Genomic DNA, 17,889 nt, shown 5'->3' with positions numbered 1-17,889 from the left:
CTGCCTGAACGGCCCTTCCCTCCCTCGGTGACCCCGTCGTGGGCCGAGTTCTTCCCTTCGCGCCACCGTCGTGCCGTCCGTGACCGCCTCAAGGCCTTCACGCCGCCGCGCACCCGGACGCGCGCTGCCGCCGCACCGCATCCCCGACGCCCTGCGTCGTCACGCTTGCACGCCATGCCCGCACGCCATGTCCGCACCTCACGCGCCTTCCTCCGCCCCCGCACACCTTCCGCGCGGCTGACGGAGCCTCACGCACCGCCGCACCGAGGCCGGTTCACCCTGCCACGAGGCGATCCGCCGCACCTTCCGAAAGGCCACACCCATGCCCGTGGAGTTCCTCGGCATAGCCGCCACCAACGACGGCTCCGAAACCACCGCCCGCTCCGGTGCCTCCTTCGACAAGGAGTACACGCTCCGCCTCGCCCGGGCGCACGAGGACAACGGCTGGGACCGGGTCCTGTTCGCCTACGGCTCCGGTACGCCGGACCCCGCGCCGGCCGCCGCGTACATCGCGGGCAAGCTGGACCGGCTGCAACTCCTGCTGGCCCACCGGCCCAACGTCTCGTACCCCACCTTCGCGGCCAAGACCTTCGCGACCCTCGACCAGATCAGCGGCGGCCGGCTGGCCGTCCACTTCATCACCGGCGGCAACGACCACGAGCAGGGCCGCGAGGGCGACCTCCTCACCAAGGACGAGCGCTACTTCCGCACCCGCGAGTACATCCGCATCGTCAAGAAGATCTGGACCACTCACGAGGCCTTCGACCACGAGGGCGAGCACTATCGTTTCCACGACTTCGTCAGCGACGTCTTCCCCGTCCAGCAGCCGCGCCCGAACGTTTCCTTCGGCGGCTCCTCGCCCGCCGCCTACGCGGCCGGCGGCGCCGAGGCCGACATCTACTGCCTCTGGGGCGAGCCCCTGGAACAGACGGCCCAGCAGATCGAGGCCGTACGGGAGGCCGCGCTGGCCGCGGGCCGCACCGAACTGCCCCGCATCCAGGTCGCGTTCCGGCCGATCATCGCCCCGACCGAGGAGCTGGCCTGGGAGAAGGCCCACCGCACGGTGGGCGCCATCCGCGAGCGCAGGGCGGCGGGGACGGTCCAGCGCCACCGCGGCAACGGGGTGACGGAGGCCGCGGCGCCGCAGAACACCGGATCGCAGCGTCTGATCGCCATCGCCGAGGCGGGGGAGCGCTACGACCGGGCCCTGTGGACCCCCACCGCGGCCGCCACCGGGGGCGCGGGCAACTCCAACGCCCTGGTCGGCACACCGGAGACGGTGGCCCAGGCGCTGCTGGACTACTACGACCTCGGCGTGGACATCCTGTCGGCCCGCGGCTACGACCTGCTCGACGACGCCATCGACTTCGGCCGGTACGTGATCCCCCTCGTCCGCGAGGGGGTCGCGCAGCGGGACGCGGCCCGGGAGGCCGCCGCCCGGGACGCCGCGGGCGGCGCCCGCACCGAGACCGGCTCGCTCCGCCAGACCCTGACGGCGGTGCGCGCATGAGCCGCCACGCGAGAGGGCTCCGCGGGCGGGTGCGCACCGCGCTCGTGCTCCTGCCCGTCCTGACCGGGCTGAGCGCGCTGACCGCCTGCGGATCCGGCGAGGCAACCGCTCCGGCGGCCGCGGCCCTCGTCTCGCCCGCGCCGGCCGACGATCCGGTCGCGGGCGTGCGGGCGGTGGAGCAGATCGCCGCCCTGCTGCCCCCGGAAGTCCGCAAGGCGGGCAGCGTGCGGATCGGCGGCTCCGTCGGAGCGCCTCCGTCGGCGTACTACCCCAACGGGCAGGACAAGCCGCCGGCCGGCCAGGACATCGACATCGCCGCCGCGGTGGCCAAGGTCCTCGGTGTGAAACTGGAGCGCCAGGACGCCTCCTTCGAGACGATCCTGCCCGCCCTCGGCAGCGGCAAGTACGATGTCGGGACGGGCAACTTCGGGGTCACCGCCGAACGCCTGAAGTCCGTGGACTTCGTCACCTACATCAACGACGGCCAGGGCTTCGCCGTGAAGACCGGCAACACCGCCCTGACCGGACAGGTCTCCGACCTCACCCAGCTGTGCGGGCTGATCATCGGCACCGGCGCCGGCACGACCTTCGAGAAGACCCTCACCGCGAAGAAGGAGGTCTGCGCGGCCGCCGGCAAGAAGCCGTACGAGGTCAAGGTCTTCTCCGAGTCGGGGGCCGTCACCACGGCCCTCCAGCAGGGCCGGATCGACGTGGTCATGTCGACGATCAACGGCCTGCGCTACCAGGCGGCCCAACCCGCCGCCCAGACCACCTTCCTCGGCGAGTACCACCGCCTCGACGTGGGCTTCGCCTTCAAGAAGGGATCGCCGCTGACCCCCGCCTTCCAGGCCGCCGTCAACGAACTGATCAAGGACGGCACCTACGCGCGGATCCTGAAGAAGTGGGGCACCGCGTCCTCCGCGATCGACACCTCGCAGATCAACCCGGCCGAGCACACGTGAGCGGGCCCGAGCCCGGACGGGCCATGGTGGAGGTCCACGGGGTCCACAAGAGCTTCGGGCCCCTGGAGGTGCTGCGCGGGGTCGACCTGAGGGTCCGCTCCGGGGAGGTCACCGTGATCCTGGGCCCGTCCGGCTCGGGGAAGTCCACCCTCCTGCGCACCATCAACCACCTGGAGAAGGTCGACCGCGGCTGGATCAGCGTCGACGGAGAGCTCATCGGCTACCGGGGCCACCGCGGCAAGCTGTACGAACTCAAGGCCAAGGAGGTGCTCAAGCAGCGCACGCACATCGGGTTCGTCTTCCAGGACTTCAACCTCTTCACCCACCTCACCGTGCTGGAGAACCTCGTCGAGGCCCCGGTCTCCGCGCTGCGCCGGCCGCGGGAGGAGGCCGAGGCGACGGCCCGCCGGCTGCTGGAGCGGGTCGGCCTGAGCGACAAGGCGGCCGCCTACCCGCGCCAGTTGTCCGGAGGACAGCAGCAGCGGGTGGCGATCGCCCGGGCGCTCGCGCTCGAACCGAAGGTGCTGCTCTTCGACGAGCCGACCTCGGCGCTCGACCCGGAACTGGTCGGCGAGGTCCTGGACGTCATCAAGGACCTGGCCCGCACCGGCACCACCATGATCGTCGTCACGCACGAGCTCGGCTTCGCCCGGGAGGTCGCCGACACCGTCGTGTTCATGGACGACGGGGTCGTCGTGGAGCAGGGAGCGCCCGGGGCCGTCCTGGACGACCCGCAGCACCCCCGTACCCGGGCCTTCCTCGCCAAGGTGTGGTGAGGGATCAGCCGACCAGCGCCGCGGTGATCTGCCGGGTGGTCTGCGCGGCCACCCGGGGGTCGGTCGCGGCGTGGTACGTGTAGGCGTTGAGGCCGGTGGCCAGGGCCCAGCCCCGGCCGCGCAGCCAGGTGGACTCGTCCACGCCCAGCGCGCCGCGGAAGACGGCCCGGCTGGGGGCCGACATCAGGGTGAAGGCGATGGTCAGGTCGCAGGCCGGGTCGCCGACTCCGAGCCCGCCGAAGTCGATGACCGCGCTGAGGCGGCCGTCGGCGGTCAGCAGGTTGCCGGTGTGGAAGTCCCCGTGGAACCAGACCGGAGGCCGGTCCCAGCCGGGGGCGCCCAGCGCCGCCTCCCACAGGGCGGTCATGGCCGGTGCGTCGAACACGCCCGAGACCTCGGCGATGGCGGCCCGCGTGGCCCGGTCCCGGCCGGCCAGGTCGTCCTGGACGGCTTCGGCCCGGAAGGCCCGGTCCGGCGGCGCGAACCGCTGCAGGGCCGTCAGGAATCCCGCCAGGTCCAGGGCGGCCTCGGAGGAGTCGGCGAGCGCCGCGGCGGTCGCCACCTCGCCGTCCAGCCAGCGGGACACCGACCACGGCCACGGATATCCGAAGCCGGGCCGGCCCAGGGCCACCGGTACCGATACGGCCAGCGGCAGGTGCGGGGCGAGCCGGGGCAGCCACTCGGCTTCCTTGGCGGCCTGCCCGGCGACCCCGGGTCCGCGGGGGAGCCGGACGGACAGCTCCCGGCCCAGCCGGTAGATCACGTGGTCGGATCCGGCCGGGTCGAGGAGCCGGAGGGGAAGCCCCGCCCACTGGGGGAACTGCGCGTCGACCAGTCGCCTGACGAGGGTGCCGTCGATGACCGGGCGGGCCTCGGCCTCCGCTTCGTGTCCCAAGAACGCTCCCCCGTCCGGCCCGCTCCGTACGGCGGGCGCTCGGGGCCATCCCACCGTGCAGGAGTCCGCCTGTCGACCGGATTTCCGGCCCCGGCGGCCACGCGGCCGGGGCTGTTCCTCTTGCTCCTGCCCCTCGCTCTACTCCTCCTCCAGCCAGTGCGGCGTGCGGAAGGCCGCGCCGCCGTACATCGGGAGGGCGATCGATTCCCCGTACCGGGCGAGCTGGTTCCAGGGCCGGTTGATCCCGGTGGAGCCGTAGCGGCGCACCCGGGTGACGGCGTCGAGGTCCAGTACGTCGACGAGCACCTCCTCGCCGGGGCCGGCCTGCTGGCGGACGAGGCCCTCGGGGTCGACGATCGCACTGGCGCCGACCCCCGCCGGGTCGGCGGCGTTGACGTTGACCACGTACACCTGGTTCGTCCAGGCGTTGGCACGGGCGCAGACCAGTTCCATCTCCCGGTCCCGGGTGGGGGTCAGGGTGGGCTGGAGGACGATCTCCGCCCCCAGCCAGGCGAGTTGGCGGACCGTCTCGGGGAAGGAGCCGTCGTAGCAGATGGCCAGGCCCGCCCGGCCGATGCCGGGGATGTCGAAGACGGTGAACTCGTGGCCGGGCCGGGCCTTCTCGTACGGCTGCCAGGGGAAGACCTTGCGGTAGCGGGCGACGACCTCCCCCTCGGGCGAGACGGCCAGGGCGGTGTTGTAGACGTGGCCGTCCTCCGCGCGTTCGTAGAGGCTCCCGGGGACCAGCCACAGCCCGGTCTCCCTGGCGAGGGCGCAGATCCGGTCGGTGAGCGGTCCCGGGATCGTGACGGCCGCCCGCTCCATCCAGTCGTCGGGTGCGTGGGCCAGCACCGGTCCCTCGGCGGCGAGGAGGAGTTCGGGGGCGATGACGAGCTGGACGTGGGGGAAGAGCTCGTGCGCGGCGCGGACCTGGTCGCTGAAACGCTGCCAGGTCGCTTCGAGGTCGTGGGCCACGGGTGTGGTCTGGAGGGCTGCGATGGCGAGAGTGCGCATGGGTGTGGTCAGTCCTCGGTGAGGGTGAGCGCGACGACCGAGGTGCGGCCTTCGCGGAAGAAGCGGGGGAAACGGGTGCGGGCGGCCAGCAGGGCGAGGGTGCCCGCAGCGATGGCCCCGGCGCCGAGCAGGAAGACCCCGCCGACGCCGTGGAAGGAGGTGCTTCCGTAGCCCGGGTCGTACATGTCGTAGGCGCTGCGGGCGAAGGCGGCCAGCATCAGCAGTCCGCCCAGCAGGGGCAGCACGCCGCGCAGCAGCAGGTTGCGGGGGGAGTCGCCCAGGCTCCGCCGGAAGTACCAGACGCAGCTCAGGGCGGTGGTGCCGTAGTAGCAGGCGATGAGCAGCCCGACGCAGAGGACGGCGTCGCCGAGGATGTCCGCGGAGACGATCCGGAGCAGGATGAGCGTGCCGGCCGCCGCCGCCCCGCAGGCCAGGGTTCCGAAGGCGGGCGTGCGGTGCCGGGGGTGGACGCGGGAGAAGGCGTGCGGCAGGGCTCCGTGGGCGGCCATGGACAGGGTGCCGCGGGAGTTTCCGACGAGGCAGGTGAGCAGGGCGGAGACCGCCGAGACGCAGACGGCGAGTTCCATCACCTTGGCGAGCGCACCGCCGAGTACGGGAGGGGCGAGGGTGGTGAGGACGTCGGCGGAGTTCTCCGGATTGCCGAGGCCCAGGCCCGTGGTTCCGGTCCCGGCGAAGCTGATGGCCGCGAACGCGGTGAAGAGGTAGGTGCCCAGGAGTAGCAGGGTGGACAGGACGGCCGCCTGCCCGGCCACGCGCTCGCCGTCCCGGGTCTCCTCGTTCGCGGCGAGCAGCGAGTCCCACCCCCAGTAGATGAACAGGCAGAGCAGGACGGCTTCCGCGAAGGGGCCGAATCCGTCGAAGGCACTCGGGTCGAGCCAGTCCAGGGAGGGGCTGACGGCGCCGTCGCGGGCGAGGGCGGCCGCACCGAAACCGATCAGGGCCGCCATCTGCAGGCCGAGGAGCACGTACTGCACGGAGGCCGCCAGATGCAGCCCGCGTACGGAGACCAGGGTGCACGCGGCCAGCAGCAGGAGCGCGGTCACCGTGACGGCGGCGTCGTTCCCGGCGAGGGAGTGCAGGCCGAGCAGGTTCAGCAGGTACACCGCGCCGACCTGGGACAGGGCGGTCATCGCGATGAGGGTGGCGACGATGACGACCCAGCCCCCGGTGAACCATCCCGCCACCGGTCCGAAGGCGCGGGTGGTCCAGACGAAGTTCGTGCCGCAGTCCGGCATCTCGCGGTTCAGCTCGCGGAAGGCGAACGCGGTGAGCAGGATCGGTACGAAGCCCAGGAGCAGGGCGGCCGGAGCCAGGTCCCCCACGGCGAGCGTCACGAAGCCGAGGGTGACCGCGATGCTGTAGGCCGGAGCCACGGACGAGAGCCCGAGGGTGACGGAGGCGAGCAGGCCCACGGAGCCGCCGCGCAGCCCCTTGCCGACGGGGGCGGGCGCCGGCCCGGTTCTGGCCCCGGTATCGGTCGGGTTGGTCATGATGCCTCCTGGAGGCCGCAGGTGTGGAGCGCAGAGCGGGAGACGCTGCGTGGGAGAGACGCGGTGTGGGAGAGACGCCGTGTGGGAGAGACGCCGTGTTAAACGCAGATTTAAGACCCGGCCCTCCTGGACCGTCAATGGGTCGAGCGATATCGTTAAACACAGATTTAGACGTTCGATCTCTGGAGGAGATGGAGTGGCAGCCAGGAAGGGCACCGGCAAGGAGAACCGCCGGACCGAGCTGGGCAAGGCGGTGGAGCGGGCCGTCCTGGTGCGCGGACTGGAGGGCCTGCGGCTGCGCGATGTCGCCGACGAGGCCGGGGTCACCCCCGCCGCGGTGCTCTACTACGGCGATCTCGACGCCCTGGTCCACTCCACGTACCAGCAGGCCATCGAGCGCTACAGCCGGGAGCGCGAGGAGGCCGCGGACCGCTTCGGCGACGCCCGCGACAAGCTGCGGGCCTGCATCGACCACGGGGTCGCCGGCGGCCCCGACGACACGCTGACCCGGCTGCTCTTCGAGTACTGGCCGCGCTGCCTGCGGGACGCCCGGGCGGCAGCCCTCGACAGCGCCCTGACGGAACGCCAGATCGCCGCGTACTCGGGCATCTTGGTCCTCGGCCGGGCCCAGGGACACTTCGTGCTCCAGGATCCGCCCCGGCTGCTCGCCGCGAACTTCGTCGCGATGGAGGACGGTTACCAGATGGAGGTGCTCGCCGGCCGCCGCACGCGCACCGAGGTGATCGCGGCGCTGCGCTCCTACGCCAGGGCCGTCACGGGTCACGAGCTGACCGGCGAGGAGCCGGCGGCCGGACCTTCCTGACCGGGCCCTGACGCACCGCCGGCCCGCCTCGTGACGAGGCGGGCCGGCGGCAATCCGGGGTGCGGGGCGTCCCGTTGGCGGGGACGCCCCGGGGGGATCAGGGGCAGGTGGCCAGGAGGACCGAGATCACCGTGCAACTGGCGGTCGCGCTGTCATTGAGCGGGTTGGGGTCGGTCGGCGCGGACGCCGTACGGGTGGCGGAGACCGAGACGCGCCCCAGTGAGAGCAGGCCCAGCGGTACCCGGAAGGTCTTGGTGGCGGTGGCGCCGTTGGCGAGGGTCCCGTAGGCGCAGGTCACGGTGGAGCCGGCGGCCGTGCAGCCCGGGGACAGGGTGTTGGCGGACGCGCCCGCCGGCAGGATCGCGGTGACGATGGCCGAAGTGGCGCCACCGGGACCGGTGTTGCGGGCCGTCAGGGTGTAGGTGAGGTAGGGGACCAGCAGGCCCAGGCCGGGCTGTGCGGTCAGGTCCACGTCGATGTCGGCGGGCGGGACCTGGTAGGTGTACCGGCCCGCGCCGGTCACGGCGCTGGTGCCGCCGGGCGTGGTGACCTGTACGTCCACCGGGCCCGCGGCGTGGGCGGGCGCCGTGGCGGTGCAGGCCGTGGCGGTGCAGGAGAGGTGGGTGCCCGGGTTGCCGGCCCCGAAGACGATCGCGGTGGCGCCGTCCAGGCCCGTGCCGCCGACGGTGACGACCGTACCGCCGTCCGTCGAGCCGGTGGCGGGGCTGAGCGAGGTCACCACGGGGACGGGGACGTAGGTGTAACGGCCCGCGGGGGACGGTTCGCTGGTGCCGCCGGGAGTCGTCGCCCGTACGTCAACGGTCCCGGTCCCGGCCGGAGCCGTGGCGGTGCACGAGCTCGCGGTGCACGTCACGTCGGTCGCGGGGTTGCCCGCGCCGAAGGTGAGGACGGCGCCCGTCAGGTTGGTGCCGGTGACCGTCACGGCCGTACCGCCGCCCGCCGGTCCGGCGGCCGGGGAGACGGCCGTGACCGTGGGCGGGAGGGTGAAGGCGAACACGACCCGCCCGTCACCGGAGTTGGCCCCGTCCGTCAGGGTGACGGACGAGCCGGGAACCGTACCGGAGACCAGGCTGGACCCGCCGCCCCCGCCCCCGCCGCCCCCGCCGGTGGAGCCGTATCTGCCGCCCGCCCCGCCCCGGCCGCCGCCGCCGTAGCCGGCGCCGCCGCGGCCGCCGCCGCCCGTGGGGCTGAACACGCCCTGCCCGGCGGCGCCGCCGGAGCCGTTCGGGTAGGCGCCCGCGGAGCCGTTCGGGCCCTCGTTGTCCGCGCCGTTCCCGCCGGTCCCGCCGGTACCGCCGGCCGTGTCGGTGCCCGGGCCGCCGCCCGTCCCGCCTTCGGCGTCGGGGACCAGGCCGTTGCCGTTGGCTCCGGCCCGGCCGCTGTCACCGCCCGCCGCTCCCCGGTAGGCGGGCGAGCCGATGCCGGCCCCGCCCGCGCCGCCGCCCGAACCGGCCGTCAGCAGCGGCACGTTGGTGTCGGTGGTCACCGCGACCAGGGCGCCGCCGAACCCCGGCACACCGAACTGCGCACTCGGCGTGCCGTTGGCGCCGCGCCGGCCGACGGTCACGGCGAAGACCTGCCCGGGCGTGGCGGGGAGCGTCGCGACGAGGTGCGCGCCCTTGCCCCCGGCGGTACCGTCCGCGGCGTTCCCGCCCCCGGCGCCGTCCAGGGTGACCACACCACTGGAGACGCCCTCGGGCACGGTGACGCTCCCGGAACCCCCCGCCGTGCACGTGATCGTCGTCGTGGCACCCACCAGGACCGGGGCGCCGCACACCCCCTCCGCCGATGCCGGGGGCGCCAGCACCGTCAGACCGCCCGCGGCCAGCGCCGAGGACGCGGCCACCGCCAGCAGGCGTCGCCGCCACTGGGCGCGCGGACCATGTAACACAGCAGTCGAAGACATCGAAGTCTCCCCCTCTCGCCTCCGCCCGGCAGCGGCCGGAGTCGCATACTCCCGGGAAGCCGCGGCCGGACGCTCCCGTACGACGGACCGGAACGCGGTGTCGTCCGGCGGTGCCGCCCGTTCGCCGGTATGCCAGGGGCCGTTGGAACGACGACGGCCCAGTGATACCGGCGGAAGCATCGCAGCGGCCGGGGCGCGGCGGGCACCAAATGCCGGATCGTCCTGTCAAACCGTTGGAAACCCCGAAATCAGCCACCCGAGTCGTACGAATTTCCGAGAGGATGCGGGGTTGAGGTGTCGGCGGGCCGGGGTCTCGGCGTGCCGTCAGCCGGTGGGATCGACGAGGTGGGCGCCGTTGTTGCGGACGCTGTTGACGGCCGTGGAGACCGGGGTCACCGCGAGCCGCCCGCCCGCGGGGGTGTGCAGCAGGGCCCGCAGGTCCGTGGTGTCCTCGTGCGAGGGATCCAGCCAGGCCTCGTAGTCGCCGGGATCGAGCGCGAGCGGCATGCGGGGATGGATGCGGCCAGCCGCGTCGGTGGCCTCGGTGGTGATGATCGTGGCCGTGGTGAGCCAGGCGTCCGGGTCGTCCCGGTCGGCGACGGCGGGATCGCGCCAGAACTCGTACAGGCCGGCCATGGCCATGACCGCGCCGGACTCGGGCCGGATGAAGTAGGGCTGCTTGTACGCCTTGGCCTCACCGGTGGCGGGTACGGCCACCCACTCGAAGAAACCGTCCGCGGGCAGCAGGCACCGGCGCTTGGCCAGGGCCCGCCGGTACGCGGGCTTCTCGTGCACGGTCTCCACCCGCGCGTTGATCATCCGCGACCCCACCGCGCGATCCTTGGCCCAGGACGGCACCAGACCCCACCGCACCGGACGCAGCTGCCGCCCGAGCTCCCCGGTGTCCCGGTCGGCGCGCTCCAGCACCGCCCACACCTCGTCGGTGGGCGCGACGTTCCACGAGGGCCCCAGCTCCCGCCCGGGATCGAGCCGGGCATCGAAGAGCCCCGCGAGGTCCTGCGGTGCGCGCGAGGAGGCATATCGACCACACATGCCTCCACTGTCCCACCCTTCGGGGGGTGGGCGGGGCAGAGATCACGGATCCGGGGCGGAGCGCGGACGGAGTGCCGCGCGGGCCGACGCCCGGGCGGGGGCTGAGACCTCACCCCCGGGTGGAGACCGTCACCCGGTCGACCCGCATCGGGTGGCCCGGTTCGGTGTCCGGGCCCGGGGTGGCGCCGTCGGCCTGGGGGAGGCCGCCGCCGATGGCCACGTTGAGGATCAGGAACAGGCCGTGGTCCACCGCCCGCTTCCAGGTGTCCGGGTCCAGCTGGGAGGCCGCCACCCGGTGGTGCATCCGGCCGTCCAGGTACCAGCGCACCTCCTCGGCGCCGGGGGAGCGGTCGACCTCGACGGCGTACGCGTGGAAGCCCGTACGGCAGTCAGCGCAGGGTTGCGGGCCCGAGCTCAGGCCCGCCGGCTCCCGGCACGGCCCGCCTTCGAGGGTGCCGCAGTGCATGGTCGCGAAGACGCTGTCCCGGCCGTTGACCGATTCCATGATGTCGAGCTCCCCGACGCCCGGCCAGCCGGTGTAGCCGTCGCGCAGCGGCGCCCCGAGGGTCCAGAACGCCGGCCAGTAGCCGGCCGCCCCGGCCCCGGTCACCCCGGGCAGGGCGATCGCGGCCTCGATCCGCAGGATCCCGCCGGCCGGCGCCGCGAAGTCGGCGCGCCGGGTCTCGATGCGGCCCGAGCTCCACGCGCCGCCGGTGCGGGTGGGGACGATCTCCAGTGCGCCCCTGCCGTCGAGGCGGACGTTGTCGGTGGAGTCGGTCATCGTCTCGATCTCGCCCGTGCCCCACTGGGGGGCGGGGCATCCCGGATAGCACGTACCGGTGTCGTGCAGCCAGTTGGCGGAGGACGGAGGGGTGCCCGCGGGACCGTCGAACTCGTCCCGGAACACCTCGGTCCACCCGGCCGGCCGCGCCTCCCCGGACGCCGGCGCCGGCGATGCGGCCCCGGCCCCGCCAGTGGCGGGCAGCGCCCCGGAATCCGTGAGCAGCCGTTCCAGCCGCCGGGTCAGCACGACGACCGCCGCATTGGTCAGGTGGGCGTCGTCGCGGTAGAGCAGGATCCGGTCCAGCACGGCCGGGCAGGTCGGCCCGTCGCCCGGGCACAGGACCGGGTTCACGCTCACGGCGCGGACTCCGGGCAGGGCGCCGGCGGCGATCCGCCGGGCCAGCGGATCGGGCTGCCGGGAGCTCGCACGGCTGAACGCGCAGGCCTCGGGCTCCTCGGGGCTGCCGGAGACGCACGCGGGGACGTCCGTACCCGGTACGGGGGTGTCCTCGATGTAGACGATCGGGGCACCGATCGCCCGCAGTGATGCGAGGGTCTTCTCCCAGCCCTCGGCGAGCAGCCCTGAGTCGGCGGTGTAGCGGTTGAGCGAGGAGATCACGATGAGCCGGGGTTTCGGCTGCTGCCGCAGCCGCTGCAGGCTGTCGGCGCGCCAGGTGTCGCACTCCCGGTAGGCGCGGCCGAGCTGCGGACTGTCCACGGCGAGCTGTGGCAAGGGGCAGCCCTGCTTCACCAACTCCTGGAGTGCCCAGCCTCGTTGCGAGGCCATCGCCAGTGCCGCGGAGAACCACTGGCCGGCGTGCGAATCACCGAGCAGCACGATCCGGTCCGGGCTGTCCACCGCGCCGAACAGGCAGTCCGGGCTGCGGGTCGCGGCCGGGGCCACCTCGCAGTCCCCGTCCGGCGGGAAGTCCGCCCGCGCCTGCGCGGGGGCGGGTACGACCGGCCCCGCCCCCAGCGGCGCGGAGCCCGTACGGGCGAGCAGGTGCGGGCCGGAGTCGGCGCCCGGGGGCAGACCGGCCGCGCGGACCGGCGTCGCGGGACCCAGCAGGTTCAGCGTCGTGGTGCCCACCACCAGCGCGAGCACCACCGGCAGGACCACGGCCGTGATGCCCACCGACAGGCCGCGGCGCGGGAGTTCGGAGACGGTGCGGCTGCGACGCAGCGGCTGCTCGACCCAGCGCATGGTGGCGTAGGCGGGCAGTGCGGAGGCCAGGGTGAGCGCGGCCTTCACCGGCCAGTCCTGGGGGCCGAAGTGCGCCTCGGCGAGGACGAGCACCGGCCAGTGCCACAGGTACAGGGTGTACGAGAGCCGCCCGACCGCCCGGGGAGCGCGGCCCGCGAGCAGCCGGCCGATCCCGAAGCTGCCCGGCGCGCTGCGCTCGCCCCGGCCGGGGATCGCGGCGAGGATGACGGCGGCCGCCCCCAGGGTCGGGACCAGGGCCGCGTAGCCGGGGTAGGGCGTGGCCGCGTCGTAGGCGACGGCGCTCCCGACGACGGCCGCGCCCCCGGCCCAGCCGCACAGCAGCCGCAGCGGGCGCGGGCCGCGCATGAGGTGCCAGGGCAGCAGGGCCACCAGCGCGCCGGCACCGAACTGCCAGACCCGCGAGGGCGTGGCGAGGTACGCGAGGGCGGCCGACTGCTCGGTCCAGTGCAGGGACAGCGCGAACGAGGCGAGCACCACCGGTACGGCGGCCAGGGCCACGGCGGAGCGCACGGCGCGGCCGCGGCGTACGGCACGGGCCGTACCGAGCACGATCAGGGCGAGCAGGGGCGCCCACAGGAGGTAGTACTGCTCCTCGACGGCTAGGGACCAGAAGTGCAGCAGCGGGCTCTGCTCGTGCCCGGCGGCGAGGTAGTCGGTCCGCTGGGCGACGAACCGCCAGTTGGCGGCGGACAGGGCCGCCGCGACCACGTCCTGCTCCAGGTCGGCGCGGCGCAGCGGGACGGTCAGCCAGGCCCCGGCCAGGGCCACCGCGGCGAGGACGACGGCGGCGGACGGCAGGAGCCGGCGGGCCCGCCGGGAGAAGAAGTCCAGGAGCCGGATCCGGCCGGTGGTGATCGCCTCGCGGACGAGCAGCCCGGTGATGAGGTAGCCGGAGACGACGAAGAACACGTCCACCCCGACGAAGCCGCCCGCGAGTCCCGGAATCCCGGCGTGGAAGGCGAGGACCGCGAGGACGGCCACGGCGCGCAGCCCCTCGATGTCGGGACGGAACGCGGACCGGTGCGGGCTGGGCCCTGACTCCCCGCCGGAGGGCGTTGCGGAGGACCGGGCGCGGGGCGGCGCGGAGGACGGGACGGGGGCGGGAGCAGGATGAGGGGATGGGGCGGGGGAGTGCATGGTTTTCGTGGAGCCTTTCAACTCAGCCAGGGAAGCATGGGGTTGACCCATCCGGAGGCCAGCAGGCCGGTGAGCAGGAGCACCGCCGAGGCGGCGAGGGTCTCGGGCCAGCGGCGCGGCAGCACCCCGGTGCGGGAGCGGCCGGCGAAGGCCGCTACGAGGCTGCGGGCGCGGGCACGGGCGCGGCCCCCGGCCGGAGCCGCCCCGGCCGCGGCCGAGCCGTCCCGGGCGGCGTCGCCGGGAAGGCCCCCGGCAGCCGTCGCGGGCCGGAGCTCGGCGAACAGGTCCCGGACGAGGGGGCCGTTGATCTGGCACTGCACCAGGAAGTAGAGCAGCAGGCCCCAGTTGGGCTCCCAGCCGTTGCGGACCACGGCCAGCGCCAGACCCGCCGCGGCCGCGCCGTTGGAGAGGACCAGCCAGAGCAGGGACACGCCCACCACCCGGCGGGCCATGCCGCCGGAACGGGCGGGGCCACGGGTGCCGGTGGGCACCCAGTCGGCGCTGCGGCCGCGCAGCGTGTGCAGGAAGGCGGTGGCGGCGGCGACGCTCGTCAGGACGTTGGCCCGGATCACCTCCACCCGCCAGCGGGTCCGGCTGATCCGCGGCAGCAGCACGTGCCAGAGCCACAGCGGGGCGAGCAGCGGCAGGACGTGCCAGGGCCGGATGTCGTCCGGGTACCAGAACATCATCACCAGCGGCGGCAGCGGCGCCGCGAAGGTGTTCACGGCGGCGGCCAGGTAACCGACGACGCCCTCGTAGAAGCACAGCCGCATCCGCCAGGGCGCGCCCATCTTCCGCAGCACGGGCGAGGTGAGCAGGTGCAGGTTGCCCATCGCCCACCGGTACTGCTGGTTGACGAAGGAGGTGACCTCGTCGGGGGAGGTGCCCTTGGCGACCAGCACCGGCACGTACAGGGTGCGGAACCCCTCCGCGTGCAGGGCGAGGCCGGTGTACAGGTCCTCGCTGTGGTCGAGGCGGGCGAAGCCGCCGGCCAGGTCGATGGCGGCGCGCCGGTAGACGGCGTTGCTGCCGCAGCAGATGGCGGCGTCGCTGGCGTCCCGCGAGGGCTGGATCCAGCGGAAGAACCACTCCTGGGCGGAGCCCGCGGCCCGCTGGATCCACCCCATGGACCCGTCGGTGTCGAAGCACTGCGGGCTCTGCACGATCCCGACGGCCGGGTCGGCCAGATAGGGCACGAGATGGCGCAGGAAGTCCGGCCGGGGCGCGAAGTCGGCGTCGAGGATGGCGATGTACTCGGCGCTGCTCAGCGTCAGGGCGTGATTGAGGTTCCCGGCCTTCTTTAGGTGCCCACGGTCGGGCCGTACGACGTACTCGTACCCGTACGAGGCCGCCAGCGCGGCGACTTCGGGACGGTCGGCGTCGTCCAGGACCCATGTGGTCAGCGCCCCGGGCCAGTCGACGGCCGAGACCGCGCGGTAGGCGTTGTCCAGGACCGGGAGCGGCTCGCCGCAGGTCGGCAAGTACAGGTCCACGCCCGGCAGTCGGGCGGGCTGCCAGGCGCGGACGAGCACCTCGTGCGAGGGCCGGGTCAGTCTGCGCTGGCGCAGGCTGTTCACCGAGGAGAGCACGAGGGCGACGAGGTTCAGCCCGAGGACGGCGAGGAAGGCCCACAGGGCCGGAGTGCGCAGCGCGAAGGTGAACATGGTCGCCGCGGTGAAGACGAAGGCGAGGCTCGTGCTGATCAGGACCCAGCGGCGTTGCGGGCCGAAGTACCAGTAGAGCTCCTCGTCGGAAGGAGGTTGCGGAAGATGATGAAAGGTCATAAAGCCCCCCACGGCTGTTTATGCGCCCGTTTCAGATGGCCACCATAGCGCCAGAGGTATAGACCATTTGTTTCCGCACGGCCAACACGGGTAATCGGCCACGGGATTGGCGCATCTCAGCCGGTCTAGACCTTTGCCTCGGTCATTCCATCGGCAGCGCCGTCTACCGCCGGGAAGATGCAGGTCACGGGGGAGTGAACAGACACCGAAGACTTGCGTGGCCGGGCGGCCGCGCGTCCTCTTCCCCTTCGACCTCCCCCGCGTGGCTCCAACCGGCTACGCTCTGGCCGTGCTTGAGGATTCGGACAGGGGAAGTGCGTACGATCCGCCCGAGTGGCACGGGCCGCCGAGGATGGTCGGTGGGCACGTCGCGGGACCGGCGGTCATCGCCCGGACGGACGGGGTCGTGGTGGTGGTCCGGCACGTCCTGGCCTACCCGGCCGGGCTGGAGATCGAGGTGGAAGCCCACGCGCGCGGCGCCTCCTCGCCTTCTGCTCCGCCCTCGGCCCCCGGTCCGTCCGCGCCGCCCGGCGGCCCGGTGCCCGACCCCGCGGATCTCGCACCGGACTTCGCCTGGCCGGCCTTCCGCCTGCGGCTCGGCGACGGCGGTGTCGTGGAGCAGGACGACGAGACCGGACTGCGGGACGGGCGCGGCCCCGTGATGTTCGTCAGCGGCTACGAGGGCTCCTGGGGCGGCCCGGAGGGCGGCGGGGACGTACGCATGTCGCTGTGGACCTGGCCGCTGCCGCCGCCGGGGCCGCTCACGGTGTCGTGCGCCTGGCCGGAACGCGGACTGCGGGACGCCGCGTTGGTCCTGGACGGGGCCGCGGTGCGCGCCGCGGCCCTCCTGGCCCGGCCGTTCTGGACCTGAGGGGCGTGAGCCGCTGCCGGGAGCGCAAGGCGCTGCCGGTCCCGCGGTTGCTGAGGCGCCGCCGGGCGCGCGGTTCCCGAGCCGCCGCCCGTGACGAGGTGCGTGAGCCGCCGCCCGTGACGAGGTGCGTGAGCCGCCGCCCGTGACGAGGTGCGTGAGCCGCCGCCCGTGACGAGGTGCGTGAGCCGCCGCCCGTGCCGCGGTTCCTGAGCCCCCGCCCGCGCCGCGGGCGGGGCCCGGGGGGTCTCAGGCCCCCTTCGCCGTCGCCACCGTCCGGGCCGGGTCCTCGTACACCGGGTCGAGGGCGAGGAGGGCGCCGCCGCGGGCCGGAGCGGTGAAGCCGAGGGTGGACAGCAGGAGGCGGCAGCCGCCCGTGTCCGGAGCCATCACCCGCTCGGCCATCATCCGTTCCACCCGCGGGGCCAGCCGGTCCCCGAAGTAGGTGAAGTAGCCGCCGAGCACCACCGCGCGCGGGTTCAGGACGTCCGCCAGCAGCGCCAGCCCGAGGCCGAGACCGTCGGCGACCCGGTCCAGGGCCTCCAGCGTGCGGGCGTCCCCGGCGGCGGCCCGGCCCTGCAGGTCCGTCAGCCGGGCCTCCAGGTCGAGGGAGGGGTCGTGGACCGGATCCCCGGGGGCGGCGGCGTGCCGCAGCAGGGCCGTGAGGCCGACCATCGTCTCCCAGCAGCCCCGGCGCCCGCAGGCGCAGAGCGCGCCGCCCGGGTCGAGCGGCATGTGGCCGATCTCCCCGGCGAACCCGGCGGCTCCCCGGTGGAGCCGGCCGCCGCTGATGATGCCGCCGCCCACGCCCGTCTCACCGGTGACGTAGATGAGGTCGTGGATGCCGGCCGCGGAGGCCTCCAGGTACTCGGCCACCGCGCCGAGCTTCGCGTCGTTCTCCAGGCGCAGCGGGGGAGCCCCGCGCCCCAGGCGGGAGCGGATCCCGCCGACCGCCCGGACGTCGTGCCAGCCGATGTTCGCGGCGTAGACCACGGTCCCCGCGGCGATGTCGACGACTCCGGGGGCGGCGACGGTGACCCCGGCCGTGGCGATCGCGGCGGCGTCGAGCACGTCGAGGGCCTCGCGGACCAGTCCGGCGGCGCAGTCCAGAACGGCCTCGGGCCCGGCGCCGCGGACGTCCATGGCGACCCGCCGTTCGAACACGGTGTCCCCGCCCAGGGTCAGGGCGACGGCGGCCAGGTAGTCGACGTTGATCTCCAGGCCGATCCCGCACAACGCGCGGCCGTCGATCCGGACGCTCTGGCCGGGACGGCCGACCGAGCCGTCCCGCTCGGCGTCCCCCTCGCGGAGCAGCCCGAGTTCGATGAGCTCGGTGACCAGGCCCGTGACCGTGGGCCGCGGCAGCCCCGCGTCATCGGCGATCCGCGCGCGGGACCGCGGCCCGGAGTCGCGCAGGAGGCGCAGCACGAGCCCGAGGTTGGCCCGGCGGATGGAGGCCCTCCCGGCGGGCCGGGCGGGGCCGTTGATCACGACGGGGCCGAAGCCGGAACCGCCGCGCCCGCCCTCGTCGTCACCGCGCCTGCCCTCGTCGCCACTGCGCCCGCCCCCGCCGCTGAGCTCCGTGCTTCGCGGATCAGTCCTCACCGGTACTCCTCACTGC

The 17,889-nt window shown here is 74.1% G+C and carries 13 protein-coding genes; 5 read left to right on the top strand and 8 right to left on the bottom strand.

What is annotated here, in order from left to right; genetic code table 11:
- Window positions 1-322: 322 nt before the first annotated feature.
- From ACIA8F_RS31205 to ACIA8F_RS31195, 3 genes are read left to right on the top strand one after another with little or no spacing between them, the layout of a single operon-like run.
- The gene (locus ACIA8F_RS31205; RefSeq protein ID WP_399383800.1) at window positions 323-1,510 is read left to right on the top strand and encodes an LLM class flavin-dependent oxidoreductase; all 1,188 of its coding nucleotides are present in this window, start codon (window positions 323-325) and stop codon (window positions 1,508-1,510) included.
- Window positions 1,507-2,472 carry an ABC transporter substrate-binding protein gene (locus ACIA8F_RS31200; RefSeq protein ID WP_399383798.1) on the top strand — a complete coding sequence of 322 codons (966 nt, stop codon included), beginning with the start codon at window positions 1,507-1,509 and terminating at the stop codon, window positions 2,470-2,472. The genes ACIA8F_RS31205 and ACIA8F_RS31200 overlap by 4 nt, the downstream gene beginning before the upstream one ends.
- Window positions 2,473-2,495: 23 nt before the next feature.
- Entirely contained in the window at window positions 2,496-3,248 is a 753-nt protein-coding gene (locus ACIA8F_RS31195; protein ID WP_399383872.1) for an amino acid ABC transporter ATP-binding protein, read from the top strand.
- Between the two features lie 4 nt (window positions 3,249-3,252).
- Here the strand turns inward: ACIA8F_RS31195 and ACIA8F_RS31190 are convergent, their stop codons facing one another.
- The 3 genes from ACIA8F_RS31190 to ACIA8F_RS31180 form a co-directional block, all read right to left on the bottom strand.
- A complete protein-coding gene (locus ACIA8F_RS31190; protein WP_399383796.1) occupies window positions 3,253-4,143 on the bottom strand; it encodes an aminoglycoside phosphotransferase family protein in 891 nt (296 codons plus the stop codon).
- Between the two features lie 138 nt (window positions 4,144-4,281).
- Window positions 4,282-5,157: a carbon-nitrogen hydrolase family protein gene (locus tag ACIA8F_RS31185; protein WP_399383795.1), complete on the bottom strand. Its 876-nt coding sequence runs from the start codon at window positions 5,155-5,157 to the stop codon at window positions 4,282-4,284.
- 8 nt (window positions 5,158-5,165) lie between these two features.
- The gene (locus ACIA8F_RS31180) at window positions 5,166-6,668 is read right to left on the bottom strand and encodes an APC family permease (protein WP_399383793.1); all 1,503 of its coding nucleotides are present in this window, start codon (window positions 6,666-6,668) and stop codon (window positions 5,166-5,168) included.
- 196 nt (window positions 6,669-6,864) lie between these two features.
- On the opposite strand from ACIA8F_RS31180, the gene ACIA8F_RS31175 reads away from it, so the two are divergent.
- Window positions 6,865-7,491: a TetR/AcrR family transcriptional regulator gene (locus ACIA8F_RS31175; protein ID WP_399383792.1), complete on the top strand. Its 627-nt coding sequence runs from the start codon at window positions 6,865-6,867 to the stop codon at window positions 7,489-7,491.
- 97 nt (window positions 7,492-7,588) lie between these two features.
- Here ACIA8F_RS31175 and ACIA8F_RS31170 read toward each other — a convergent pair whose 3' ends face one another.
- From ACIA8F_RS31170 to ACIA8F_RS31155, 4 genes are all read right to left on the bottom strand, one after another.
- Window positions 7,589-9,403 carry an IPT/TIG domain-containing protein gene (locus ACIA8F_RS31170; RefSeq protein ID WP_399383790.1) on the bottom strand — a complete coding sequence of 605 codons (1,815 nt, stop codon included), beginning with the start codon at window positions 9,401-9,403 and terminating at the stop codon, window positions 7,589-7,591.
- Between the two features lie 339 nt (window positions 9,404-9,742).
- Window positions 9,743-10,471 (bottom strand): SOS response-associated peptidase, encoded by a 729-nt coding sequence (locus ACIA8F_RS31165; protein WP_399383789.1) that lies wholly within the window; start codon window positions 10,469-10,471, stop codon window positions 9,743-9,745.
- A 109-nt stretch (window positions 10,472-10,580) separates the two neighbouring features.
- On the bottom strand, window positions 10,581-13,616 hold the full coding sequence (locus tag ACIA8F_RS31160) for an SGNH hydrolase domain-containing protein (protein ID WP_399383788.1): 3,036 nt from the start codon (window positions 13,614-13,616) through the stop codon (window positions 10,581-10,583).
- Window positions 13,617-13,633: 17 nt separating this feature from the next.
- Entirely contained in the window at window positions 13,634-15,400 is a 1,767-nt protein-coding gene (locus ACIA8F_RS31155; protein WP_399383786.1) for a glycosyltransferase family 2 protein, read from the bottom strand.
- Between the two features lie 289 nt (window positions 15,401-15,689).
- Here ACIA8F_RS31155 and ACIA8F_RS31150 point away from each other — a divergent pair, with 289 nt between their 5' ends.
- The gene (locus ACIA8F_RS31150) at window positions 15,690-16,271 is read left to right on the top strand and encodes a hypothetical protein (protein ID WP_399383784.1); all 582 of its coding nucleotides are present in this window, start codon (window positions 15,690-15,692) and stop codon (window positions 16,269-16,271) included.
- 246 nt (window positions 16,272-16,517) lie between these two features.
- Here ACIA8F_RS31150 and ACIA8F_RS31145 read toward each other — a convergent pair whose 3' ends face one another.
- Window positions 16,518-17,873, bottom strand: coding sequence for an ROK family protein (locus ACIA8F_RS31145; protein ID WP_399383783.1), 1,356 nt, complete (start codon window positions 17,871-17,873; stop codon window positions 16,518-16,520).
- Window positions 17,874-17,889: the final 16 nt, after the last annotated feature.

It is taken from the genome of Streptomyces sp. NPDC051563, from assembly GCF_044454225.1.
Lineage (GTDB): Bacteria > Actinomycetota > Actinomycetes > Streptomycetales > Streptomycetaceae > Streptomyces.
This window is presented reverse-complemented; position numbering and strand designations above follow the sequence as displayed.